The organism is Bifidobacterium platyrrhinorum (assembly GCF_010667645.1).
Taxonomy (GTDB): Bacteria; Actinomycetota; Actinomycetes; order Actinomycetales; family Bifidobacteriaceae; genus Bifidobacterium; species Bifidobacterium platyrrhinorum.
In genome coordinates, this window is record NZ_WHZV01000001.1 from 449,522 (window position 1) to 469,338 (window position 19,817).

Annotated in this window: 19 protein-coding genes, 2 pseudogenes and 1 riboswitch; of the genes and pseudogenes, 14 read left to right on the top strand and 7 right to left on the bottom strand. The window is 67.0% G+C overall.

Features of this window, described 5'->3' with window-relative positions:
- Positions 1–285 precede the first annotated feature (285 nt).
- The 11 genes and pseudogenes from GFD21_RS01750 to GFD21_RS01800 form a co-directional block, all read left to right on the top strand.
- The gene (locus GFD21_RS01750) at positions 286–948 is read left to right on the top strand and encodes an amino acid ABC transporter permease (RefSeq protein WP_163196208.1); all 663 of its coding nucleotides are present in this window, start codon (positions 286–288) and stop codon (positions 946–948) included.
- On the top strand, positions 935–1,660 hold the full coding sequence (locus GFD21_RS01755) for an amino acid ABC transporter permease (RefSeq protein ID WP_191996809.1): 726 nt from the start codon (positions 935–937) through the stop codon (positions 1,658–1,660). Before GFD21_RS01750 ends, GFD21_RS01755 begins: the two co-directional genes overlap by 14 nt.
- Positions 1,653–2,438 carry an amino acid ABC transporter ATP-binding protein gene (locus GFD21_RS01760; protein ID WP_163196210.1) on the top strand — a complete coding sequence of 262 codons (786 nt, stop codon included), beginning with the start codon at positions 1,653–1,655 and terminating at the stop codon, positions 2,436–2,438. Before GFD21_RS01755 ends, GFD21_RS01760 begins: the two co-directional genes overlap by 8 nt.
- Positions 2,439–2,521: 83 nt before the next feature.
- Positions 2,522–3,376, top strand: coding sequence for a transporter substrate-binding domain-containing protein (locus GFD21_RS01765; RefSeq protein ID WP_163196212.1), 855 nt, complete (start codon positions 2,522–2,524; stop codon positions 3,374–3,376).
- Positions 3,377–3,528: 152 nt separating this feature from the next.
- Positions 3,529–4,014 (top strand): D-aminoacyl-tRNA deacylase, encoded by a 486-nt coding sequence (gene dtd, locus GFD21_RS01770; protein WP_163196213.1) that lies wholly within the window; start codon positions 3,529–3,531, stop codon positions 4,012–4,014.
- Positions 4,015–4,186: 172 nt separating this feature from the next.
- A complete protein-coding gene (locus GFD21_RS01775) occupies positions 4,187–5,440 on the top strand; it encodes an MFS transporter (RefSeq protein WP_163196214.1) in 1,254 nt (417 codons plus the stop codon).
- Between the two features lie 50 nt (positions 5,441–5,490).
- A complete protein-coding gene (locus GFD21_RS01780) occupies positions 5,491–5,808 on the top strand; it encodes a hypothetical protein (RefSeq protein ID WP_163196215.1) in 318 nt (105 codons plus the stop codon).
- Positions 5,809–5,866: 58 nt separating this feature from the next.
- The gene (locus tag GFD21_RS01785) at positions 5,867–6,550 is read left to right on the top strand and encodes an HAD family hydrolase (RefSeq protein ID WP_163196216.1); all 684 of its coding nucleotides are present in this window, start codon (positions 5,867–5,869) and stop codon (positions 6,548–6,550) included.
- A 176-nt stretch (positions 6,551–6,726) separates the two neighbouring features.
- On the top strand, positions 6,727–7,770 hold the full coding sequence (locus GFD21_RS01790) for a zinc-dependent alcohol dehydrogenase family protein (protein ID WP_163196217.1): 1,044 nt from the start codon (positions 6,727–6,729) through the stop codon (positions 7,768–7,770).
- Between the two features lie 108 nt (positions 7,771–7,878).
- Complete coding sequence (locus GFD21_RS01795; RefSeq protein ID WP_163196218.1) at positions 7,879–10,401, top strand: excinuclease ABC subunit UvrA; 2,523 nt, start codon at positions 7,879–7,881, stop codon at positions 10,399–10,401.
- Positions 10,402–10,567: 166 nt separating this feature from the next.
- Positions 10,568–10,729, top strand: a pseudogene (locus GFD21_RS01800) (MerR family DNA-binding transcriptional regulator); the annotation flags it as partial.
- Between the two features lie 102 nt (positions 10,730–10,831).
- Here the strand turns inward: GFD21_RS01800 and GFD21_RS01805 are convergent.
- Complete coding sequence (locus tag GFD21_RS01805) at positions 10,832–12,196, bottom strand: MATE family efflux transporter (protein WP_163196220.1); 1,365 nt, start codon at positions 12,194–12,196, stop codon at positions 10,832–10,834.
- Between the two features lie 179 nt (positions 12,197–12,375).
- Between GFD21_RS01805 and GFD21_RS01810 the strand changes: the two genes are divergently transcribed.
- Positions 12,376–12,906, top strand: coding sequence for a PadR family transcriptional regulator (locus tag GFD21_RS01810; RefSeq protein ID WP_163196221.1), 531 nt, complete (start codon positions 12,376–12,378; stop codon positions 12,904–12,906).
- Positions 12,907–13,038: 132 nt separating this feature from the next.
- Here GFD21_RS01810 and GFD21_RS01815 read toward each other — a convergent pair.
- A pseudogene (locus GFD21_RS01815) lies at positions 13,039–13,668 on the bottom strand (NADPH-dependent F420 reductase); the annotation flags it as partial.
- A gap of 244 nt (positions 13,669–13,912) precedes the next feature.
- Between GFD21_RS01815 and GFD21_RS01820 the strand changes: the two are divergent.
- A complete protein-coding gene (locus tag GFD21_RS01820) occupies positions 13,913–14,446 on the top strand; it encodes a PadR family transcriptional regulator (RefSeq protein ID WP_225431525.1) in 534 nt (177 codons plus the stop codon).
- A 30-nt stretch (positions 14,447–14,476) separates the two neighbouring features.
- Here the strand turns inward: GFD21_RS01820 and GFD21_RS01825 are convergent, their stop codons facing one another.
- The 5 genes from GFD21_RS01825 to GFD21_RS01845 form a co-directional block, all read right to left on the bottom strand.
- Entirely contained in the window at positions 14,477–14,848 is a 372-nt protein-coding gene (locus GFD21_RS01825; RefSeq protein WP_163196223.1) for a fluoride efflux transporter FluC, read from the bottom strand.
- Positions 14,849–14,850: 2 nt separating this feature from the next.
- Complete coding sequence (locus GFD21_RS01830) at positions 14,851–15,324, bottom strand: fluoride efflux transporter FluC (protein ID WP_163196224.1); 474 nt, start codon at positions 15,322–15,324, stop codon at positions 14,851–14,853.
- Positions 15,325–15,383: 59 nt separating this feature from the next.
- Positions 15,384–15,458, bottom strand: a riboswitch (Fluoride riboswitch).
- A 133-nt stretch (positions 15,459–15,591) separates the two neighbouring features.
- Positions 15,592–17,181 carry a PolC-type DNA polymerase III domain-containing protein gene (locus GFD21_RS10940; protein WP_191996811.1) on the bottom strand — a complete coding sequence of 530 codons (1,590 nt, stop codon included), beginning with the start codon at positions 17,179–17,181 and terminating at the stop codon, positions 15,592–15,594.
- A gap of 185 nt (positions 17,182–17,366) precedes the next feature.
- Positions 17,367–18,167 carry an ABC transporter permease gene (locus GFD21_RS01840; protein ID WP_163196225.1) on the bottom strand — a complete coding sequence of 267 codons (801 nt, stop codon included), beginning with the start codon at positions 18,165–18,167 and terminating at the stop codon, positions 17,367–17,369.
- Positions 18,164–18,970, bottom strand: coding sequence for an ABC transporter ATP-binding protein (locus GFD21_RS01845; RefSeq protein WP_163196226.1), 807 nt, complete (start codon positions 18,968–18,970; stop codon positions 18,164–18,166). The genes GFD21_RS01840 and GFD21_RS01845 overlap by 4 nt, the downstream gene beginning before the upstream one ends.
- Positions 18,971–19,094: 124 nt before the next feature.
- On the opposite strand from GFD21_RS01845, the gene GFD21_RS01850 reads away from it, so the two are divergent.
- Complete coding sequence (locus GFD21_RS01850; RefSeq protein WP_163196227.1) at positions 19,095–19,817, top strand: response regulator transcription factor; 723 nt, start codon at positions 19,095–19,097, stop codon at positions 19,815–19,817.

Below are 19,817 nucleotides of genomic sequence, written 5' to 3' on the forward strand. Positions count from 1 at the left end.
GGAAGCCGTTCGGGGCGGCCCGCGGACGTGATGCGGGCGACGAAACATGCCGCGCGGGTCATTATCCTTGTGGGTTAGCAATCGGAATGTCGTTTCGTCGCGGCCGATTCCCGATTCGGCCGCATGCGGGTTTCGACGTGGACGGCGCGGGAGGGGAGTGCGGCGGCGGTCGGCGTTTGGAGGCGATGGGGCGGGACGGTTTCCGCCCGCCGCTCCGCCACGAGAGAAAACGATAGGGGAAATGATCACCATCACACCGATGCGCATGACGGAAGGAGGTAGGTCGTGAGCGGGGAAGTCATCCAGCAGGCGCTTCCGTTGTTCGTCAAGGCGTTCGTCCTGACGCTCAGGCTCTCCGCCGTCAGCGTCGTGCTCGCCACCTTGCTCGGCCTCGTGCTCGCGCTCCTGCGCGAATACCGCGTGCCCGTCCTGTCCCAGGTCAGCACCGTGTTCCAGGAGCTGTTCCGCAACACGCCGCTGCTCATCCAGCTGTTCTTCCTGTACTACGGCCTGCCGTCCATCGGCGTCAAATGGAGCGCCGAGACCTGCGCGGTGGTCGGCATGTCCATCCTCGGCGCCGCCTACATGTGCGGCGCGTTCGAAGGCGGCTTCACCGGCATCCCGCGCGTGCAGAACGAGTCGGCGCGCGCCCTCGGCCTGTCCCCGCTGCAGATGATCCGCCACGTCACGCTGCCCCAGGGTCTGACCCGCAGCGTGCCCGCCGTCGCCGCGAACGTGATCTTCATGGTCAAGGAGACGAGCGTGTTCACCGTCATCGCGGTGCCGGAACTCACCAACACGGCGCGCGACCTGATCGGCATGTACTACCGCAGCGACGAATACCTGTTCATGCTGGTGGTCGCCTACGCGATCATCCTCATACCGCTGTCGGTCATCCTCACGCTGCTGGAAAGGAGGGTCCGTCGTGGAACCTTTGGCGATAACTGACGCCGCGGGCGCCGCGTACGTCACCGTGGCCTCCGGTGCGGGCGTCATCTTCACGGGGGACAATTTCACGCGACTGCTGTCCGGTCTGGGCACGTCCGTGACGGTCGCCGGCCTTGCGCTGCTCGCCGGCATCCCGCTGGGCATCGTGCTCGGCGCGCTGCGCATCCTGCACAATCCGATCCTGCGTGCCGTGCTGCGCCTGTACCTCGAGTTCTTCCGCATCGTGCCCACGCTGGTGATCCTCTTCCTCGCGTACTACATCCTGCCGCGCGAGATCGGCGTGCAGGTGGACGGCGTGACCGTCGCCGTCGTGGCCTTCGGCCTGTGGGTGGCGGCCGAGATCAGCGACATCGTGCGCGGAGCCCTCATCTCCGTGTCCGACCATCAGGTCGACGCCGGCAAGGCGCTCGGCATGAACGGGTTGCAGATTCTGTGGTACGTGCGCATCCCGCAGTCCATCAACCTCATGGTGCCCGCCGTCATCAACCTGGCCGCCCGTGTGATCATGACCACGTCGCTGCTGTTGCTCATCAGCGTCATCGACGTGATCACCGTCGGCCAGCAGATCATGGAGGCCAACCGCATGACCCATCCGGACGCCGCCTTCTGGGTGTACGGGTTCATCTTCTTCCTGTATTTCATCATCTGCTGGCCGCTGGCGATGATCGCCAAGGCCCTCGAGAAGCGAGCCAAGGAGCGTAACAATGGCTGAAGCCGATAACGAAACCACCGCCGCGGGCGAGGAGCCGCTGCTGTCCGTGCGCCATCTGCGTAAATCCTACGGCGACCATGAGGTCCTCAAGGACGTGAGCTTCGACGTCAGGCGTGGCCAGGTGCTCGTCCTGCTGGGCCCCTCCGGATCCGGCAAGTCCACGCTCATCCGCTGCCTCAACGGCCTGGAGACCATCCAGGGCGGCGAGATCCGCTTCAAGGGCGAACTCGTGCCGAACAACAACGAGAAGGCGTGGCGTCGCCTGCGCAACGAGATCGGCATGGTGTTCCAGAGCTACGACCTGTTCCCGAACCTCACGGTCGCGAAGAACATCGAGCTGGGCCCCACCAAGGTGCAGAAACGCCCCAAGGCCGAGGTCGACGAGCAGATGGACAGGCTCCTCGCGGACGTGCAGCTGTCCGAATACAAGAACGCGTACCCGCGTGAACTGTCCGGAGGCCAGAAGCAGCGCATCGCCATCGTGCGTGCGCTCGCCATGAACCCCGAGCTCATGCTGTTCGACGAGGTCACCGCCTCGCTCGACCCGGAGATGGTGCGCGAGGTCCTCGAGCTCATGCTGCGCCTGGCCAAACGCCATATGACGATGATCGTCGTCACGCACGAGATGGAGTTCGCCCGCCGTGTGGCGGACACCGTCATGTTCCTCGAGAACGGCGTGATCCTCGAACGCCAGTCCGGATCCGACTTCTTCGCCCATCCCGGGACCGACCGCGCGAGGAGCTTCCTCGACAGCATGTCGCCGGTCGGCGACGAGTGACGCGTCGGGCGCCATACGCACCCGACGGCCCATATGACACGTACAACGACAAGAAACACAACAACAGAGGAGAGGAAACCATCATGTTCAATCTCAAGAGGATCGCCGCCGGCGTGCTCGCCGCGGCCACGCTGATCTCCGTCGCGGCCTGCGGCAACGGCCCCGATCCGGCGGCCGGCGGTTCGTCCGCCTCCGGCCAGCAGGGCCAGACCGTCGAGCAGATCAAGAAGGCCGGCACCATCCGCATCGCCACGTTCGGCGATCTGCCGCCCTACGGCTACGTGAAGAACGACGGCACCCGCGCCGGCTACGACGTGGCGCTCGGCAACCAGATCGGCAAGGACCTCGGCGTGAAGGTCGAGTGGGTGCAGGTCAACGCGGACGGCCGCGTGGACTCCCTCAAGTCCGACAAGGTCGACCTCGTCCTCGCCAACTTCACCGTCACCGACGAGCGCAAGCAGGTCGTCGACTTCGCCAGCCCGTACATGAAGGTGTCCATCGGCGTCGTCTCCCCGACGGGTGCGAAGATCACCAGCGCCGACGAGCTCAAGGGCAAGGACCTGGCCGTGACCAAGGGCACCACCGCCGAGACCTACTTCACCCAGAACTACCCGGACGTGAACCTGCAGAAGTTCGATTCCAAGACCCAGCAGTTCCAGGCGTTCAAGGACGGCCGTGTCGCCGCCCTCGCCGACGACAACACGTACCTGTACGCGTGGGCCAAGGACAACCCGGGCTACACCGTGGGCATCAAGACCCTCGGCGACGAATCCACCATCGCCCCGGCCGTGAAGAAGGGCAACAAGAGCCTGCTCGACTGGACCAACAAGGAGATCAAGACGCTGACCGCCGACGGCTTCTTCGAGAAGGCGTACGAGAGCGAGCTCGCGCCGAGCTTCACCTCCGACATCAAGCCGGAGGACGTCATCATCAAGTGACGCCGAAGGCCTCATGACGGAGGCGGGAGAGGCGGGGCGTCTCGGTTCCACGACCGGGGCGCCCCGCCTCGTCGTATCCTCGCCTCCCCGTCCTCGCCCGGTTCCCGGCATCCGGAGGCGGCGGCGAACAGGGGCGTGGCATAATCGTGGGCATGCGAATCGTCATCCAGAAAGTCTCCCAGGCAAGCGTCGACGTCGTCAACGAGCTGGGAACCATCGATCCCACGTTCGAGCCGCAGCAGATCAGCCACGGCTACATGATCCTCGTCGGCGTGTCCGACGCGGACGGCGACGCCGAGATCGCCTGGCTCGCCCACAAGGTGCTCAATCTGCGCGTCTTCGAGGACGAGCACGGCAAGATGAACCGTTCCATCCAGGACGTGGACGGCGAGATCCTGTCCATCTCCCAGTTCACGCTCTACGCGGACGTGCACAAGGGCAACCGTCCGAGCTTCATCAAGGCCGGCAAGCCGGAGCACGCCGACCTCATGTGGATCAGGTTCAACGAGGCGCTGCGCTCCGGCGGCGTCCCGGTGCGCGAAGGGCGTTTCGGCGCGCACATGCGCGTCGGGCTCGTCAACGACGGCCCGGTCACCATCGTCATCGACACCGACACGGACATGCCCCATAAAGCGTGACAATATCGGTCATCGGCATCCCATTATCGTATTTATGCGATTCCGCGCGAGACCGAGGCGATACGATGCGGTATCGGACGGATCGGGACGGACGATGCCGGGCGGACGGCGCATGGCCACCGTCCGTCCCGTCCCATGGGAACACGCATACGGGTTCGGGAGGAGAAGCGCGATGACGAAAAACACGATGACGAAGGGCGACGCCGATCGGCGTCGGCGGGATGCGGGGCGGCGTCGGTACCTGCCGGTCGACGCGGCGCCGGTGAAGGCGGCGGTGCTGTCGGTCTCCATGCTGCTCATGAGCTTCGCCTCCATCAACGGCGCGCTTCCCGCCATGCGTGACGACCTCGGCGTCTCCACCCAGTACAGCGAACTCATGAGCACGGTGCCCAGCGTCGTGGTCGTCGTGTTCATCTTCCTCGCCGGAGGGATGTCCCGGCGATTCGGCTGCAAACGCGTCATCACCGCGGGCATGCTGATCCTGGGCGCGGCGGGGATCGTCCCCGTGTTCGCCGCGTCCTTCCCGTTGATCTTCGCCAGCCGACTCCTGTTCGGCGTGGGCATGGGCCTGTTCAACGGACTGGTGGTCGACCAGATCGGCATCCTCTACCACGGCGACGCCCGCGCGTCCATGCTGGGTCTGCGCGCCTCGGCCGAACAGGTCGGGCAGGCGTTGTTCACGTTGCTTGCCGGCGTGCTGCTGGCCTGGGGCTGGCATATCAGCTTCGCGATCTACGCGCTCGCGTTCCCCGTGGCGGCGGTGTTCTGGCTCATCGTGCCCGACGACCTCTCGATGCGCGGCGGTGCGGGGGCCGCCGGCGGCGAGGCGGGGGAGGCGTCGTCCCGCGTCGCGGGCAAGGCCCGTCTCGACCCGATCGTCTACCTGTTCATGCTGTTCTCCATCGCGACCCTCGTCAACTACAGTTCCGTCGGCGTGCGGTTCCCCAGCATCGCGGTGGGTCTCAACGGCGAGGGCTACAACCCCAGCTTCCTGCTCTCCCTCATGCCCGTATGCGGCATCGCGGCGGGCATCGCCTTCGGCTGGCTCAACCGTCGTCTGGGCAAGGGGGTGTTCCTGCTCGGCATCGTCGTCTGGCTGGTCGTCGACCTGCTGCTCACGTTCGGCGCCGCATCCTTCCCGGCGGTCGTCGTCGCCATGCTGCTCAACAGCGTCCCGCTGCCGCTGTGTCTGCCGTATCTGCTCAACACGCTCGCCGAAACGGTCGACCCGCGGGTGGGCGTGCTCGCCACATCGCTCATGTTCGCGTCGATGAACCTCGGCAATTTCCTCGGCCCTGTCGTGATGAACCTCATCGCCTCGGTGTCGCGCTCCGACTCGCTGACCATCCCGTTCCCCGTATACGCCGTCGTCTTCGCCGCCATCCTCGTCGCTATCATGGTGCATGACGCGCGCGTCCGGCCGTAGCCGCCGGGACGTGGAGACGCGTCCGACATAGACACAAGGGGGAAACGCCTATGGCATCGGCCATCGACCTGACGAACGTGGACCTGACGGGCATCGACCTGTCCGTGATCGACCGCATCGCCCTGTGGTACGGGAATCTCCCGTCCGAGGTGCGCACCTGCCTGACCGTCGCGATCGGCGCGGCCATCGCCTACGTGGTGTTCAGGATCGTCGCGGGGATCATCAAGGGCGTTCTCGTTTCGGTCATCGCGGCCGTGCTCGCCTTCCTGCTGACCACGGTCCCCGGCAACATGCTGCTGTCGCAGGCGTACGATCGCGTCGAGCAGCAGGTCTCCACCAGCCTCCGGCAAACGGGGGCGGGGCAGTGAACGCGGGACGACGGCCCGCGCACGTCCACGGCGGCGGGCGATCGCGAAGGGCGGCGGCATGAGGGTGTTCGACTTCGACGGGACCATCTACGACGGGGAAAGCCTGTTCGACCTGTACCTGTTCAGCGCCCGTTACGACATGAAAGTGTTCCGCCATCTCGCACCCGTCCTGCGCTACGCCGTCAAATACAAGCTCGGCAAGGCCACGCTCGAGCAGATGGAACGAGGCGTCGGCAAGGTCGCCAGGGGATACCTGCGCGACCTCGCCTCCTCGAAGGGCGTCGACGGGCTGCGTGTGCGATCGCTGGACGGCGCCGCGCGGGCCGGTCTGGGCGACGACGTGCTCGTCGCCGACGCCTCGGTGATCGGCGCGGACGACCTGACCGGCGGATTGCGCTCATTGGTCAGCGCCTTCTGGGACCACAACATGCGCAAGATCAAACCATGGTATGAGCCGCGTCCCGACGATGTGATCCTCACCGCCTCGTTCGACGTGACCGTGGGGGAGGCGTGCCGTCGGCTCGGCGTCGAACGCCTCATCGCCTCCACCATCGACCCGGAGACCCTGCAGGTCACCTATCTCAATTTCAACACGAACAAGCCGAAGCGGCTGCGCCAGGTGCTGGGCTCCGACGCGACGATCGACGAATTCTACACGGACAGCGAGTTCGACCGCCCTATGCTCGACATGGCCCGTAAGGGGTTCATGGTCAAGGGCGACGTCGTCACACGAGTCAAATAGGGGCGTGGCCGGCCCCACGCCGGCGTGTCGCCGATTTGCGCCTCGAGCGCTTGAGGGTCGTACGGTGGGAACCGTTACGTGATGCCGCGCGGCTCATCCGGTCCGCGACCGCGACGGGGGCGGCCCGTCGGGAACGGGATCCGGTGCCGCACAAACCGTACAAGAAGGAGAACGACATGAACGAGACGATGAAGGCCGCGATCTTCGTGAAGCCCGGCGAGATGGCCGTGCGGGAGGTTCCGAAGGCCCATCTCGAACGGGACACGGACGCCTTGGTGCGCGTGGTGCGCGCCTGCGTGTGCGGATCCGATCTGTGGTATTTCCGCGGGCTTTCCCCGCATCCCGAAAACAGCCAGATCGGACACGAGTCGATCGGCGTGGTCGAACAGGTGGGCGATGCCGTCACGACCGTCGCGCCCGGCGACTTCGTCGTGCTGCCGTTCCCGTACAGCTGCGGCAAGTGCCCGGTGTGCGAGGCCGGTTTCGAGTCCGTGTGCCCGCACGGCGGCTACTTCGGCGCCAGCCAGGCCGAGTATGTACGCGTGCCCGAGGCCGACGGCACGTGCGTGAAGGTCCCCGGTTCCCCGGAGGACTACGACGACGGGACGCTCGCCTCGCTGCTCACCATCGCCGACGTGATGTCCACCGGCTACCATGCCGCCGTCTCCGCCGAGGTCAGGCCCGGCGACACGGCCGTCGTCATGGGCGACGGCGCCGTCGGCCTGTGCGGCGTCCTCTCCGCGAGGATGCTCGGCGCGAAACGCATCATCGCGATGAGCCGCCACGAGGACCGAGCCGCGCTCGCCCGCGAATTCGGGGCCACCGACGTCGTCGCCGAACGCGATCAGGCCGCCGTCGACAAGGTGCTCTCGATGACCGGCGGTTACGGCGCGGACGCGGTGCTCGAATGCGTTGGCTCCAAGCAGTCGTTCGACACCGCCGTCGGCCTCGCGCGCCGCGGCGCCGTCATCGGCCGCGTCGGCCTCCCGCACGACGTCGAAATCAGCGCCGAAGGCACGTTCTACGGCAACATCGGCATCAAGGGCGGCCCCGCGCCCGTGCGCCACTACGACCTCCAATCCGGATTGCTTGACGCGGTCGTGAACCACGAGATCGATCCCGGCCGCGTGTTCACCGGCGTCTACGACCTCGACCACATCCAGGAGGCGTACGAGGCGATGGACCGGCGCGAGGTCATCAAGTCCCTCATCCGCTTCTGACGTTCCGGTCGGGGCCGCCGTGACCGGTCCTTCCGCCCCGTCCCTCCACGCGGCATGCGCCTACAATGGCCGCAGGAACGACGAACGGCACGGAAGGAGCGGATCACGATGATGGGAGGGCCGACGGCGATCGAGGTGCGCGGGGCCCGCGTGCACAACCTCAAGGACGTGGACGTCGACATACCGTTGGGCGGGCTGACGGGAATCGCCGGCGTCTCCGGATCGGGCAAAAGCTCGCTCGCCCTGGGCGTGCTCTACGCGGAAGGCTCGCGCCGCTACCTGGAGGCCCTGTCCACGTATACGCGCCGTCGTCTTACGCAGGCGACGCGCGCGCAGGTCGACGACGTGCGCCACGTGCCCGCCGCGCTCGCCCTCCGCCAGCGGCCCGCCGTGCCCGGGGTGCGTTCCACGTTCGGTACGATGAGCGAACTGCTCAACAGCCTGCGTCTCCTGTTCTCCCGTTGCGGCGCGCACGTGTGCCCGCATTGCGGCGCACGTCAGGATCCCACACTCGACGTGGCCGCCGAACTGCCCATCCGCTGCGCTACGTGCGGCGAGACGTTCTTCGGACCCGGCGCCGAATCCCTCGCCTTCAACTCGGCCGGCGCATGCCCCACCTGCTCCGGCATCGGCGTCATGCGCGAAGTGAACCTCGCCTCGCTCGTGCCCGACGAGTCGAAGACCATCGACGAAGGCGCCGTCGCCCCATGGGGATCGCTCATGTGGGACCTGATGAAGGACGTATGCCGGGCGATGGGTGTGCGCACCGACGTGCCGTTCCGCGAACTCACCGACAAGGAACGCGACATCGTATACCACGGGCCCGCCGTCAAGAAGCACATCCTCTACCGGTCGAAGAAAAGCGACGACTTCGCCGAACTCGACTTCACCTACTACAACGCCGTGTACACGGTCGAGAACGCGCTCGCCAAGGCCAAGGACGAGAAGGGGCTGAAACGCGTCGCGCGGTTCCTCGAGGAGAAGCCGTGCCGGGACTGCGGCGGCACACGCCTGAGCGAGGCGGCGCGTGCGCCGCGCGTGCGCGGGCTGGACCTCGCCCAGGCGAGCGCCATGACCCTGGACGAGGCGGTCGCGTGGGTGCGCGGCGTGCCCGCCACGTTGCCCGGGGCGATGCGCCCGATGGCGACGAACATCGCCGAATCGTTCCTCGACGTGGCGAAACGTCTGCTGGAACTCGGACTCGGCTATCTTTCGCTCGACCGCGCAGGCGCGACGTTGTCCACGGGCGAACGGCAGCGCGTCCAACTGGCACGCGCCGTGCGCAACCGGACGACCGGCGTGCTGTACGTGCTCGACGAGCCGTCCATCGGCCTGCACCCGGCGAACGTGGACGGGCTCATCGGCGTGATGCGCGACCTCGTGGCGGACGGCAACACCGTGGTCGTCGTCGACCACGACGTACGCGTGCTCAAGGCGTGCGACCATCTCATCGAAATGGGGCCGGTCGCGGGCGCGGACGGCGGGAATGTGATCGCGCAGGGCACGGTCGCCGACGTGACGGCCATGGGGGATCGGGGTAGCCGCATCGCGCCGTTCCTCGCCGAGACCGGTCCGGAGCGGGTGCGTGCGCGCGTCGATGCGTCGCGTATGTTCGACGCCGGGGCGATCCACATGGAGACCGGGCCGCTGCACACGGTGAAGCCTTTGGTCGTGGACGTGCCGTGCGGCCGCCTCACCGTGGTGACCGGTGTGTCCGGATCGGGCAAGACGACGATGGTATTGGAGTCGTTGATCCCCGCGTTGCGGGCGAACGCCGCCCGTGCGGATGACGCCGGCACCGGCGGTGCCGCGATGCCCGCGCACGTGCGTTCGGTCAAGGCGGACGGCATCCGGCGCGCGAACCTCATCGACGCGACGCCGATCGGCGCGAACGTGCGCTCCACCGTCGCCACGTACGCGGGGATCCACGACGACCTGCGCCGCGCGTTCGCCCGCACCGACGAGGCGAAACAGGGCGGCTGGAAGGCCGGCGACTTCTCCTACAACACGGGACGGCTGCGCTGCCCCACCTGCGACGGCACCGGGTCGATCTCGCTCGACGTGCAGTTCCTGCCCGACGTGAGCATCGACTGCCCCGACTGCCGTGGTTCGCGCTACGCGCCCGCCGCCGGCGGAATCCACCGCGTCGGCAAGGACGGCCGTACGCTCACCCTGCCGCGGTTGATGGCGATGAGCGTCGACGAGGCGCTGGAGGCGACCGGCGACATGCGCAAGGTGCATGCGCGGTTGGAGACGCTGCATGATCTGGGACTCGGCTATCTCACGCTGGGGGAGCCGACGCCCGCCCTGTCCGGAGGCGAGGCGCAGCGGTTGAAGCTCGCCGGCGAGATGGGGCGCGCCCAATCGGACGCCGTATTCGTGTTCGACGAGCCGACCATCGGCCTGCACCCATTGGACGTGCGCGTGCTGCTCGACGTGTTCGACCGGCTCGTGCGGGGTGGGGCTACCGTCGTCGTCATCGAACACGATCTCGACATGATCGCCAACGCCGACTGGATCATCGATATGGGGCCGGGCGGAGGCGCCGCCGGCGGCCGCATCGTCGCCGCCGGCACGCCGGCCGAGGTCGCCGCGAACCCGCGGAGCGTGACGGGCCGTTACCTGCGGTAGGGAGGATTCGCGGATGGGCGTGGCCTCCGGCCATGCGCTCCCGGCATGCCCGGGCATCCGTTGCGGGCATTGGATATCACGCGGCTCGGGCGGTTCAATGGTCCCGATGCGTCGGCTTCGGGAATCCGAAGCATCCGGATTCACGAGGCACGGAGAATAGGAGATCATGAGCCCGAACACCACCTGGCATACGATCCGCGAGGCGTCGCTCGCCTCCGGACTGCCGGAATCCGCATTGCGCTACTACGAGCAGATCGGCATCATCCCGCCGATCGCCCGCGACCCGTCCGGACGCCGCGTCTATTCGGACGACGACGCGCAGGCGCTGCTCGACGAGCACCGCGACGTCATCGCGCAGGTCAAGCGCCTGCAGGCACAGGCCGGCCGGTAGGATGCCGGACGTCGTCGCGGCGGACCCGCTTGCCGTCTCTCAGCGCAGCACCTTGCCGAGGATGTGGCGCATGAACGGGATGGTCGTCGCGAACGTGAGGATGTCCGCCAGGGACTGGGCGGCCTCCACGCCGGTCACGCCGAGGAAATGAGGGAGGATGAGCACGATCGGCGCGAGATAGAGGCCCGTGCGGCATACGGCGAGGAACGAGGCGATGCCGGTCTTGCCCAGCGTCTGGGAGATCATGTTGCCCATCATGTTGACGCCGTTGAGCACGACCGTCACGCATTGGAAGTGCAGGGCGGCGACGCCCACCGCGACCACGGCCGGGTCGGAGCGGAAGACCTCCACCAGCCGCGGCGCCGTGATCCAGATGGCCACGGCGAGCACGAGCAGCACGCCGGTGGCGAGCTTCACGCAGAACCAGTAGGCCTCGCGCACGCGCGCGAACTTCCCGGCGCCGTAGTTGTAGCCGCAGACGGGTTGGAATCCCTGGCCGAGGCCGATGATGACCGAGTTCGCGCCGAGCATGATGCGCATGACGATGGCCATGCCGGCGATGGCCGCGTCGCCGAACGGGTTGGCCGCGATGTTGACGCACGTGGTGGCGATCGAGCCGGCGCCCTGACGGACCAACGACGGCAGGCCGCCGCCGGCGATCTCGCGCAGGAGCAGCGGGTCGGGACGGCAGTTGCGCAGCGACAGCTTCAGCACGCCGAACCGGGCGCTCATCACGGTGAGGATGACGAAGCTCACCGTCTGGCAGATGCCGGTGGCGAGTCCGGCGCCGAAGATGCCCATATGGGCCACGAAGATGAACAATGGGGCGAGCAGGAAGTTGAGCAGCGCACCGGTGACGAGTCCGATCATGCCGAACGCGGACTGGCCCTGATAGCGCAGCAGACCGTTCAGCGCGAACGAGCCGCATACGCATGGCGCGGCCACGAGGATGGGCGTCAGGTAGGTGACCGCATACGGTGCGATGGTCACGGTCGATCCCAACGCCATGACCAGCGGACGCAACGTGGACAGGCAGACGACGGTCACGACGAGGCCGGAGAGCACGGCGCCCGCGAATCCGATGGCGAGCAGCTTGGATGCGCGTTCGTCGTTGCGTTTGCCGAGTTCGCGGCTCATCGAGTTGCCCGCACCGTTGCCGAAGAAGAATCCGAGCGCCTGCAGGATGGTCATGATGGAGAACGCGATGCCGATCGCGCCCGACTGCGAGGTTCCCAACTGGCCGATGAAGAACGTGTCGGTGAGGTTGTATGCGGTGGTCACCAGATTCGACACGACCGCCGGGATGCACAGCCGCAGAATCAACGGCTTGATGGGGCTTTGCGTCATCTGCCGGTATTTCGCGTCGGCCGAGGCCCTTCCGATTCCTGCATGCTTCTGGATCACGGAACGCTACTGTACTCCCGTGGCCACCATCATGTGGTGGCCACGGGCGATGGCGGACGCACGAGGGGGTGTTCTCCCCGCGAACCGCTGCGGGTCAGCCGCGGGCGGAACGCGGCGGCGTGCATCCGTGCCGGCCGCTATCATGGCTGGGTATGTCGAAACGAGGTGAGAAGTAGGGTATGAGCCTGATCGAGATGATGATCCTCGGATTCCTGTCCGAGAAGACGATGTGCGGCTACGAACTGCGCAAGAAGATGGAGCAGCTGCAGGGCGACATGCGCAAGTTCAGTGACGGCGCCATCTACCCGGCGACCGGCCGTCTCGTCAAGGCCGGTCTCATCTCCGAGCAGACGGATGTGCGCGACGGTCGTCAGCGTCACCTGTTCACGTTGGAACCGGCCGGCCGGGAGGCGCTCGTCGAGGCGCTGAAGACCGCGGATGGCTTCATCCTCACCGACTTCAACCGGTGGCGCGTCGTGCTCACCTTCCTGTCCGTCGTGCCGGACAAGGCCGACCGCGACGCGGTGCTGCGCCGCCGCTACGACCTGCTCTCCGGCGGCGACGTGCACTTCTTCTACTGCGATGCGGGCAATCCGCTGTCGATCGACCATATCGACGACCCCTACCGCAGGGGATTGATCGCCGTGCATGACGCCCAGGTCTCCGCGGAGCTCGACTGGCTGCGCGGCATGCTCGGCATGGGGGAGTAGCTCCTTCTAATATGCCCGGATTCCCTGTGCGGACTGTGTGTCTTGCGCTTGCGCGCATGGCGTGCGAATGGCCGGGCCCCGACGTGATGCGCATCACGTCGGGGCCCGGCCATTCGTCGTTGGGACGACCGTTTACTTGACGACCTTGAAGCCGCCGGTCCACGGGGTCTGCTCGGTCACGCCGAGGACGATCTGCAGGGCGCCGTAGCCTTCGAGGTACTGGGCGCGCTTGAGCGGGCCGGCGTCCACGGTCTTGAGTCCGGCGGCCTCGATGAACGCGGCGACGGACTTCTTGGCCGCCTCGTCGTCGGAGGCGAGCTGGACGACGGTCGGGGCGCCGTCGTTGACGCCGGTGGCCAGGGTCGCGGCGAAGGTGGTGTTGAAGCCCTTGACGACCTTGGATTCGGGCAGCTTGCCGGCCAGCCATTCGGCGGCGGACTTCGCACCCTCCGGTAGCGCCAGGTCGAAGGTGGTGAAGTCGATCGGGTTGGACACGTCGACGATGGTCCTGCCGGCGAACTGGTCGGCGTAGGTGGCGAGCGTCTCCTCGTAGGCGGGGAACGGCAGGGCGAGCACGACGATGTCGCCGGTGACGGCCTCGCCGAACTTCGCGCCGGCGACGCCTTCGGCGGCGGCCGCGGCCTTATCCGGGTTACGGTCGATGACCTGCACGGCAGCGCCGGCCTTGACGGCGATGCCCGCCACGGCGGATCCGATGTTGCCCGCGCCGAAGATGGTGATGTTGCTCATGATGGTTTCCTTCCGGTGGTGTGTTCCGTTGTCGTTCCGGTTGTCGCTGCCGGCGGCGGTGCGGTTGCCGTTCCCGTCGTCCTCGCGTTGGTCATCACTCTATTCGAGGTATTGGCATATTTCAAGCCGAGATATATCGAATCAATGTATAGTGGGTTGAAGAACGGCGGAATTCCGCGGAATGCGTGTGGGGCGACCGCCATTTGCCGTCGGCGTGTCGTTTCGAGATATATCGAAGCGAGGTATCATGGTGGGCATGATGAACACGATAGAACTCATGACGTTGGGATTCCTCTCCGAAGGTCCCGCGTGCGGCTACCGGCTGCGCAAGAAGATGGAACAGCTCCAGGGCTACATGCAGGCGGTCTCCGACGGCACGCTGCATGCGGTCACCGGCCGCTTCGTCAAGGCCGGGTACATCGGCGAGACCCATACGGTCGTCAACGGGCGGCGCCTGCGTGAATTCCATCTCGAACCGGCCGGCCGCGAGGCGCTCATCGCCGAACTCAAGGGCACGAGCGGGTACATGCTCACCAACATCACCAAATGGGCGGTCGTCATGTCGTTCCTGTCCGTCATCCCCGACGAGGCGGACAGGAACGCGGTGCTGCGCCGTCGGCTCGACTCGCTCGCCGAGGCCGACGTGCGCCGCCTCTACAGCGACGGCGAAGGCCCCATCGACAACGACAAGGTTGAGGACAAATACCGTCGCGCCGTCATCACCATCCATGACGCCGAGATCGACGCCGAACGCGCATGGCTGGAACGCGAGCTCGGCGTCCACGAATGATCCGGACGCCGAAGCCCATGCGACCCTACGTCATGCGACGAGCATGAACCCGACCGCCACGGCGAGCGGCGGGACGACGACGCTCGCCAGCAGATAGCCGGTGGCGGTGGGGTAGCGGTGCTTGACGAACAACGTCACCATCTCGTTGATTGCGGTCGAGAACGTCGAAAAACCGCCGAGGAAACCGGTGGCGAGCATCAGCCGCCATGATTCGTCCAGCCCGCCGCCGAGCGCCGCCGCGGCGACGAGCCCGGCGAGAAGACCGGCCAGCAGGTTGATGACGAACGTGGACATCGGGAACGCACGCGTCCAATACGTCTTGACGGTCGTGTCGAGCAGATAGCGGCAGGAGGCGCCCAGACCGCCGAACAGGCAGACGAGCACGGGAAGGAACATGGCCATCGTCACGCCTCCTTGCGCACGTCGGACACGGATGCGGTGCCGGACGCGGTTCCGGTCGCGGCGAGCCGCCTGCCCGCCCATGCTCCGATCGCGGCGCACAGGATGCCGAGCGCGAACGTCACGACGAGATACAGGACACCGACGCCCGCGTCGCCCGAACGGATCGCGGTGAAGCACTCCAACGCGAGCGTGGACATCGTGGACAACCCGCCGCATAGTCCCATGCCGAGCCCGCGGCTCGCGTACTCCTTGCCGCGGGAGCCGAACCGCGCGGCGAACGATGCGGAGCCGGCGAGGAACGCGGTCAGTCCCGCGTACAGGAAACAGGCGAGCAGGTTCGCGGCCAACGTGCCGGTATGGAAGTCGCCGGCCGCGGGGATCAGTGCGAACGTGTAGCGCAATGCGGTGCCGATCGTGCCGCCGACGAAGACGACGACGATGATGTCGGGATGGATCTGGGGTATGCGATGACCCATATCGTTGCCTTTCCGGATGCCGCCGCGGTCCGCTGAAGACACGACGGCCCCTCAGGGAGAATCGTGTAGGAACTATCAGCGGTAATGCGGTTCGGAAAACGGGTTTCCGGGCGGGTTCCATCGCCTGCAGGTCAGGATACTCGGTGGGTCGACAATATGGGGTCCCCTGGGCTGGCATGTGAAAACGGACATCATGTCGTCCGTTCGGTGCAACCAAAACAGACGACACGATGTCCGTTCAACGCTCGTATCGAGCCGTGACGCCGATCAACGCCTCCAGTGGCGACGGTGGCTGATGATGCGCTTGCCGCCGACGCCGGCCTTGCCGCCGGGCCCCCACGGCCCGCGTGCCTCGGCCTGAAGCTGCTTGAGATGATGCTTCATGGCGAGCAGCATGATGTGCGTGTCCTCGAGTCCAAGGTGGCGTTCGGCGTCGTCCTCGCGCAGCGCCCCCTGGCGCTTCGCGTACGCGTCGAGGCGGTTGTCGCCGTCGGGGTGCTCCTCGCTGGGGATGGAGCCCTCGTCCCACAGCCGGCTCATCGGCAGCGTGTCGATGATGGTCACGTGGCCGTTGCGGTACGCCTCCGCGTAGCCCTTCACGTTGAGCATGAAGAAGCTGTGCTCGAACGTGGCCATGTGCGCGACGAACGGCTGCGCGGTCAGGCGCTTGAGCAGATCGGCCTGCGCCTCGGCGTCCTCGTCGAACATCGGATAGCCGGCGCCGACGCGCTGCTTGATGTCGATGCCGGTCAGCTGGATGATGAACGGGTTGCCGTGGCGCGCCGCCTCGTCGGTCACGCCGAACGAGAACCGATGCTGGTCGTACGCGTCGCCGCCCTCGTAGTAGTCCTTGTCGTACTCGTAGCCGGTGGGGGCGTCCGCCGGACGCGGGGACTTCATGTTCATGTATTCGAAGCCCACGTCGATGATGTACGCGCGGTACGGTTCGGTGCCGTTCGTCTCCAGGTCGATGCCCATCACCTTGTCCACGTCGCGGCCCGGCAGGAACACCTCGCGCCAGTAGTCCTTCGGACGCGCCGCCTCGCGCGCGGCCACATGCTCGGCCGCCGCGTGGCGCGACTTCTCGAAACGGGCCTCGGGCACGGCGGTCTCGTCGCGGTTCACCTGTTCGATGGCCGGGACGGCGGGGTTGTCGTCGTTGATGACCGGCTGGCCCTCGATGAGGTAGTCGGGGCTGCCCTGGTCGGAGCTTGAATCGACGGGCGCCGACTCGTCCGGACCCGCCTCGACTGATCCGTTCCTCACCTCGTCGGCCTCGAACAGCGCGTGCTCGCGGTGCAGGCGCGCCGCCTCGCGCTTGGCCCGGTCCGCCTTGCGTCGTTCGGCGCGCGTGTTGACGATCTCCGCGGTGCGGTCCTGGATGTCGTCGACGACCACGCCGTCCCGCGCCGCCGTGAGCACCGGCACGGTGACGCGCTGGCGGTCCTCGTCCTCGACGGTCCACAGGCCCTCGGCGATGCCGCGGTCGCGCAGCAGCGCGATCTGGTCGTTGAGCCGGCGGTCCGCGTAGGCGAGCGCCCGCGGCAGGTCATACGTCCGGATCTTCCGGTCGAAGTCGCGCATGAAGGTCATGCTCATCTTCGCGATGATGGCCTCGAGCCTGTCGCGGATCGCGAGGTCGGCCTTGAGCAGGTCGTGCACGCTGGACGAGGCGCCCGCCTCGTAGTCCGCGGGGCCGGCCACGCCGATGCCGTGCTCCAGGTCGAGCGAACGCACCCAATCCCAGTCGATGTCGTTATCGTCCGCATCCTTCAACATGATGTACGACCACTGGCTGATGCTTTCCTTCGCTCCGGTCAGCCACGAGCGGTCGATCGTAAAACCACTGTTTCCCATTATTCCGTTATCTTCGTTTGCCTGTTCGCTACTCATACTCAATCATGCATTCGTATCCGTGGAATCGGATTCCACGCATCCCCATGGTAGCGCTCACGGCCATCCTGTGGGAGGAATCGCCGCGAACGGCGGGGAAACGGCGGGTGACGGAACACGTGCGCGCTGGTCGCGACCCGATGGGCCGCTCAGCGCACGCCGCGCATGTCCCGCGGCCTGAACTGGTCGTCCGCGGTGAAGCAGGTGCGGTACGTCATCGCCATGATGAGGCTGTCGGCGACGAGCGTGAGCGCCGCGATCGCGGCGAACACCACGAACTGGTATTTGCCCGCCTCGACCGGGTCGCCGCCGGCGATGACCTGCCCGGCCATCATGCCGGGGATCGTCACGATGCCGCATGAGGCGAGCGTGGCCATCGTGGGCAGCAGGCCGAGACGGATCGACGAGACGATGGACGGCCGGGCGGCCTCCCATGCGGTCGCGCCCAATGCGAGCAGCGTGTCGATCTCGTCGCGGCGTTCGTCCATGCTCTCATAGAACCGGCTCAGCCCCACCGCCAGCGCGGAGACCGTGTTGCCGAGCAGCATGCCGGTCAACGGCACGACCAGTTGCGGCGCATACCATGGATGCGGACGCACCACGAGCTCGGTGACCAGGGCGATCATGAGCAGCATCGTGATGGTCAGGCTCAGCAGCACCGGCCCGGCGAGTCCCTTCGGCACGCCCTTGGCGCGCGACAGCACGATCTGCACGGCGGCGAGCAGCATCACGCCGATCGTGGCGAACACGAACCACGGGTTGTCCGCGCGGATCACGAACCCGACGACGAAGCCCATCGCGCACAACTGCAGCAGGGCGCGGCACGCCGACCACAGCAGCGACCTGCCGATGCCCATGCGCATGATCTCGCTCACGCCCGCCGCCACGGCGACCATCGCCATCGCCACGACGAGACCCCATACATCGATGTCGTACGCGTTGCCGCTCATCGTCCGGCCCCCTTCCCGTCCGCCGCCTCCGCCATGGTCTCGGTGAGCGCACCGCCCTCAAGGGTGACGATGCGCGAGGCGCGCCCGTCCGGCGGACGGTGGCGGATGCGCACGATCGCCATGCCCCGCCCCGCCGCATACGCCATGATCGACGCGACCCTGTCCGCGTTCTCGTCGTCCAGACCGGCGTCCACCTCGTCGGCGAGCAGCACCTTCGGCTCGGTCAGCAGGGTGCGTGCGAGCGAGATGCGCGCCGCCTGGCCGCCGGACAGGTCGTGCGGATGACGTTCGAGATCGATGTCGTCGCATCCCATCGCGTCCAGCGTCCCACGGATGCGGCCGTTCGGCAGCAGTTCACGCGCATGCGCCCCGTCGCTGCGGAAGAACCGGGACAGACCGCGGCCGAACCGGCCTTGCCGTCCGTCGCCGTCCGCCCCCGCGGCGGCCGTCGGCGCGTCGGCGCGCACGGCCAGCGTGAACGGCAGGCGAATCGCCTCGGCCACCGTGTTTCCGGGCAGAATCGGCTTCTGCGGCAGATACGCCACCTCACGGCGCCACCGCTGCGGCGTGAACCCGTCGGCCGTCCTGCCTTCCAGCATGAACGTGCCGGTCGCATGCGGATTGAGACGGGCGAACGCCGTCAGCAGGCTGCTTTTGCCCGAGCCGGACGGCCCCACGAGATCGACGATCTCCCCCCGTGCGATGGCGAACGCGAGACCGGAAAAGACAATGCGGTCGCCATCGGGCGACGGCACCGTGCACGACACCTGTTCGGCGGTGAAGACGGGAGGGTTGTTCTGCATACCGGGCACGATAGCGCCACCGCGGCGCGACGCCAACCGTCACGCGTTTCTTAGCGGTTCCTAAGCCGTGCCGCGGTCTGATATAACCGTAGAAGACCATGGCCGATCCGCGAGGTGAACGCATATGACCACAGTGGATGAGAACAGGACGACGGAAAGGACGGAGACGTCGCCGGAGCGGCTGCTCCTGCCCGCCGTCCTGCTCATCGAGGACGACCCGAACCTCGGCGCCATGACCGCCGAGATGCTCGCCGCCGACTACCGTACCGACTGGGCGCAATCGGTCGGCGACGCGACCCGGCTCATGGCCGGCGCACGCTACGACGCGCTCATCGTCGACCGGCGGCTGCCCGACGGCGACGGACTCGACCTCATCCGCATGCTGCGCGGCACCGGCGTCACCACGCCGGCGCTCATCCTCACCGCGCTCGTCGAAATCGACGACATCGTCGAGGGCCTCGACGCCGGCGCCAACGACTACCTGACCAAACCGTTCCACTTCGTCGAGCTCGAGGCGCGCCTGCGCGCCCTCCTGCGCGGCTTCCACGCGCAGGCCAACGGCGTGATGGTCGGCGACTGGCTGCTCAAACCCGACTCCAACGTCATCGAGGACCCGGACGGGCGGGCCGTGCCGCTCACCGACGTCGAGACGAAGCTGCTCGCCGCGCTCGCCACCTCACCCGACCACGTGTTCACCCGCGAGGAGCTGCTCGCCGGCGCGTTCTCGCCCGGCAGCGACCTGGGCGCCGTCGACGTGTACGTCTCCTACGTGCGCGGCAAGACCACGCGTCGCATCATCGACACCGTGCGCGGCCGCGGCTACCGCATCGGCACTCCGGAAGGATGA

What these genes read in the sequence shown, in the direction of transcription:
- GFD21_RS01760 (WP_163196210.1), top strand. Translation starts at nt 1,653, where the DNA reads ATGGCTGAAGCCGATAACGAAACCACCGCCGCGGGCGAGGAGCCGCTG.
- GFD21_RS01765 (WP_163196212.1), top strand. Translation starts at nt 2,522, where the DNA reads ATGTTCAATCTCAAGAGGATCGCCGCCGGCGTGCTCGCCGCGGCCACG.
- dtd (WP_163196213.1), top strand. Translation starts at nt 3,529, where the DNA reads ATGCGAATCGTCATCCAGAAAGTCTCCCAGGCAAGCGTCGACGTCGTC.
- GFD21_RS01775 (WP_163196214.1), top strand. Translation starts at nt 4,187, where the DNA reads ATGACGAAAAACACGATGACGAAGGGCGACGCCGATCGGCGTCGGCGG.
- GFD21_RS01780 (WP_163196215.1), top strand. Translation starts at nt 5,491, where the DNA reads ATGGCATCGGCCATCGACCTGACGAACGTGGACCTGACGGGCATCGAC.
- GFD21_RS01785 (WP_163196216.1), top strand. Translation starts at nt 5,867, where the DNA reads ATGAGGGTGTTCGACTTCGACGGGACCATCTACGACGGGGAAAGCCTG.
- GFD21_RS01790 (WP_163196217.1), top strand. Translation starts at nt 6,727, where the DNA reads ATGAACGAGACGATGAAGGCCGCGATCTTCGTGAAGCCCGGCGAGATG.
- GFD21_RS01795 (WP_163196218.1), top strand. Translation starts at nt 7,879, where the DNA reads ATGATGGGAGGGCCGACGGCGATCGAGGTGCGCGGGGCCCGCGTGCAC.
- GFD21_RS01810 (WP_163196221.1), top strand. Translation starts at nt 12,376, where the DNA reads ATGAGCCTGATCGAGATGATGATCCTCGGATTCCTGTCCGAGAAGACG.
- GFD21_RS01820 (WP_225431525.1), top strand. Translation starts at nt 13,913, where the DNA reads ATGATGAACACGATAGAACTCATGACGTTGGGATTCCTCTCCGAAGGT.
- GFD21_RS01825 (WP_163196223.1), bottom strand. Translation starts at nt 14,848, where the DNA reads ATGGCCATGTTCCTTCCCGTGCTCGTCTGCCTGTTCGGCGGTCTGGGC.
- GFD21_RS01830 (WP_163196224.1), bottom strand. Translation starts at nt 15,324, where the DNA reads ATGGGTCATCGCATACCCCAGATCCATCCCGACATCATCGTCGTCGTC.
- GFD21_RS10940 (WP_191996811.1), bottom strand. Translation starts at nt 17,181, where the DNA reads ATGGGAAACAGTGGTTTTACGATCGACCGCTCGTGGCTGACCGGAGCG.
- GFD21_RS01840 (WP_163196225.1), bottom strand. Translation starts at nt 18,167, where the DNA reads ATGAGCGGCAACGCGTACGACATCGATGTATGGGGTCTCGTCGTGGCG.
- GFD21_RS01845 (WP_163196226.1), bottom strand. Translation starts at nt 18,970, where the DNA reads ATGCAGAACAACCCTCCCGTCTTCACCGCCGAACAGGTGTCGTGCACG.
- GFD21_RS01850 (WP_163196227.1), top strand. Translation starts at nt 19,095, where the DNA reads ATGACCACAGTGGATGAGAACAGGACGACGGAAAGGACGGAGACGTCG.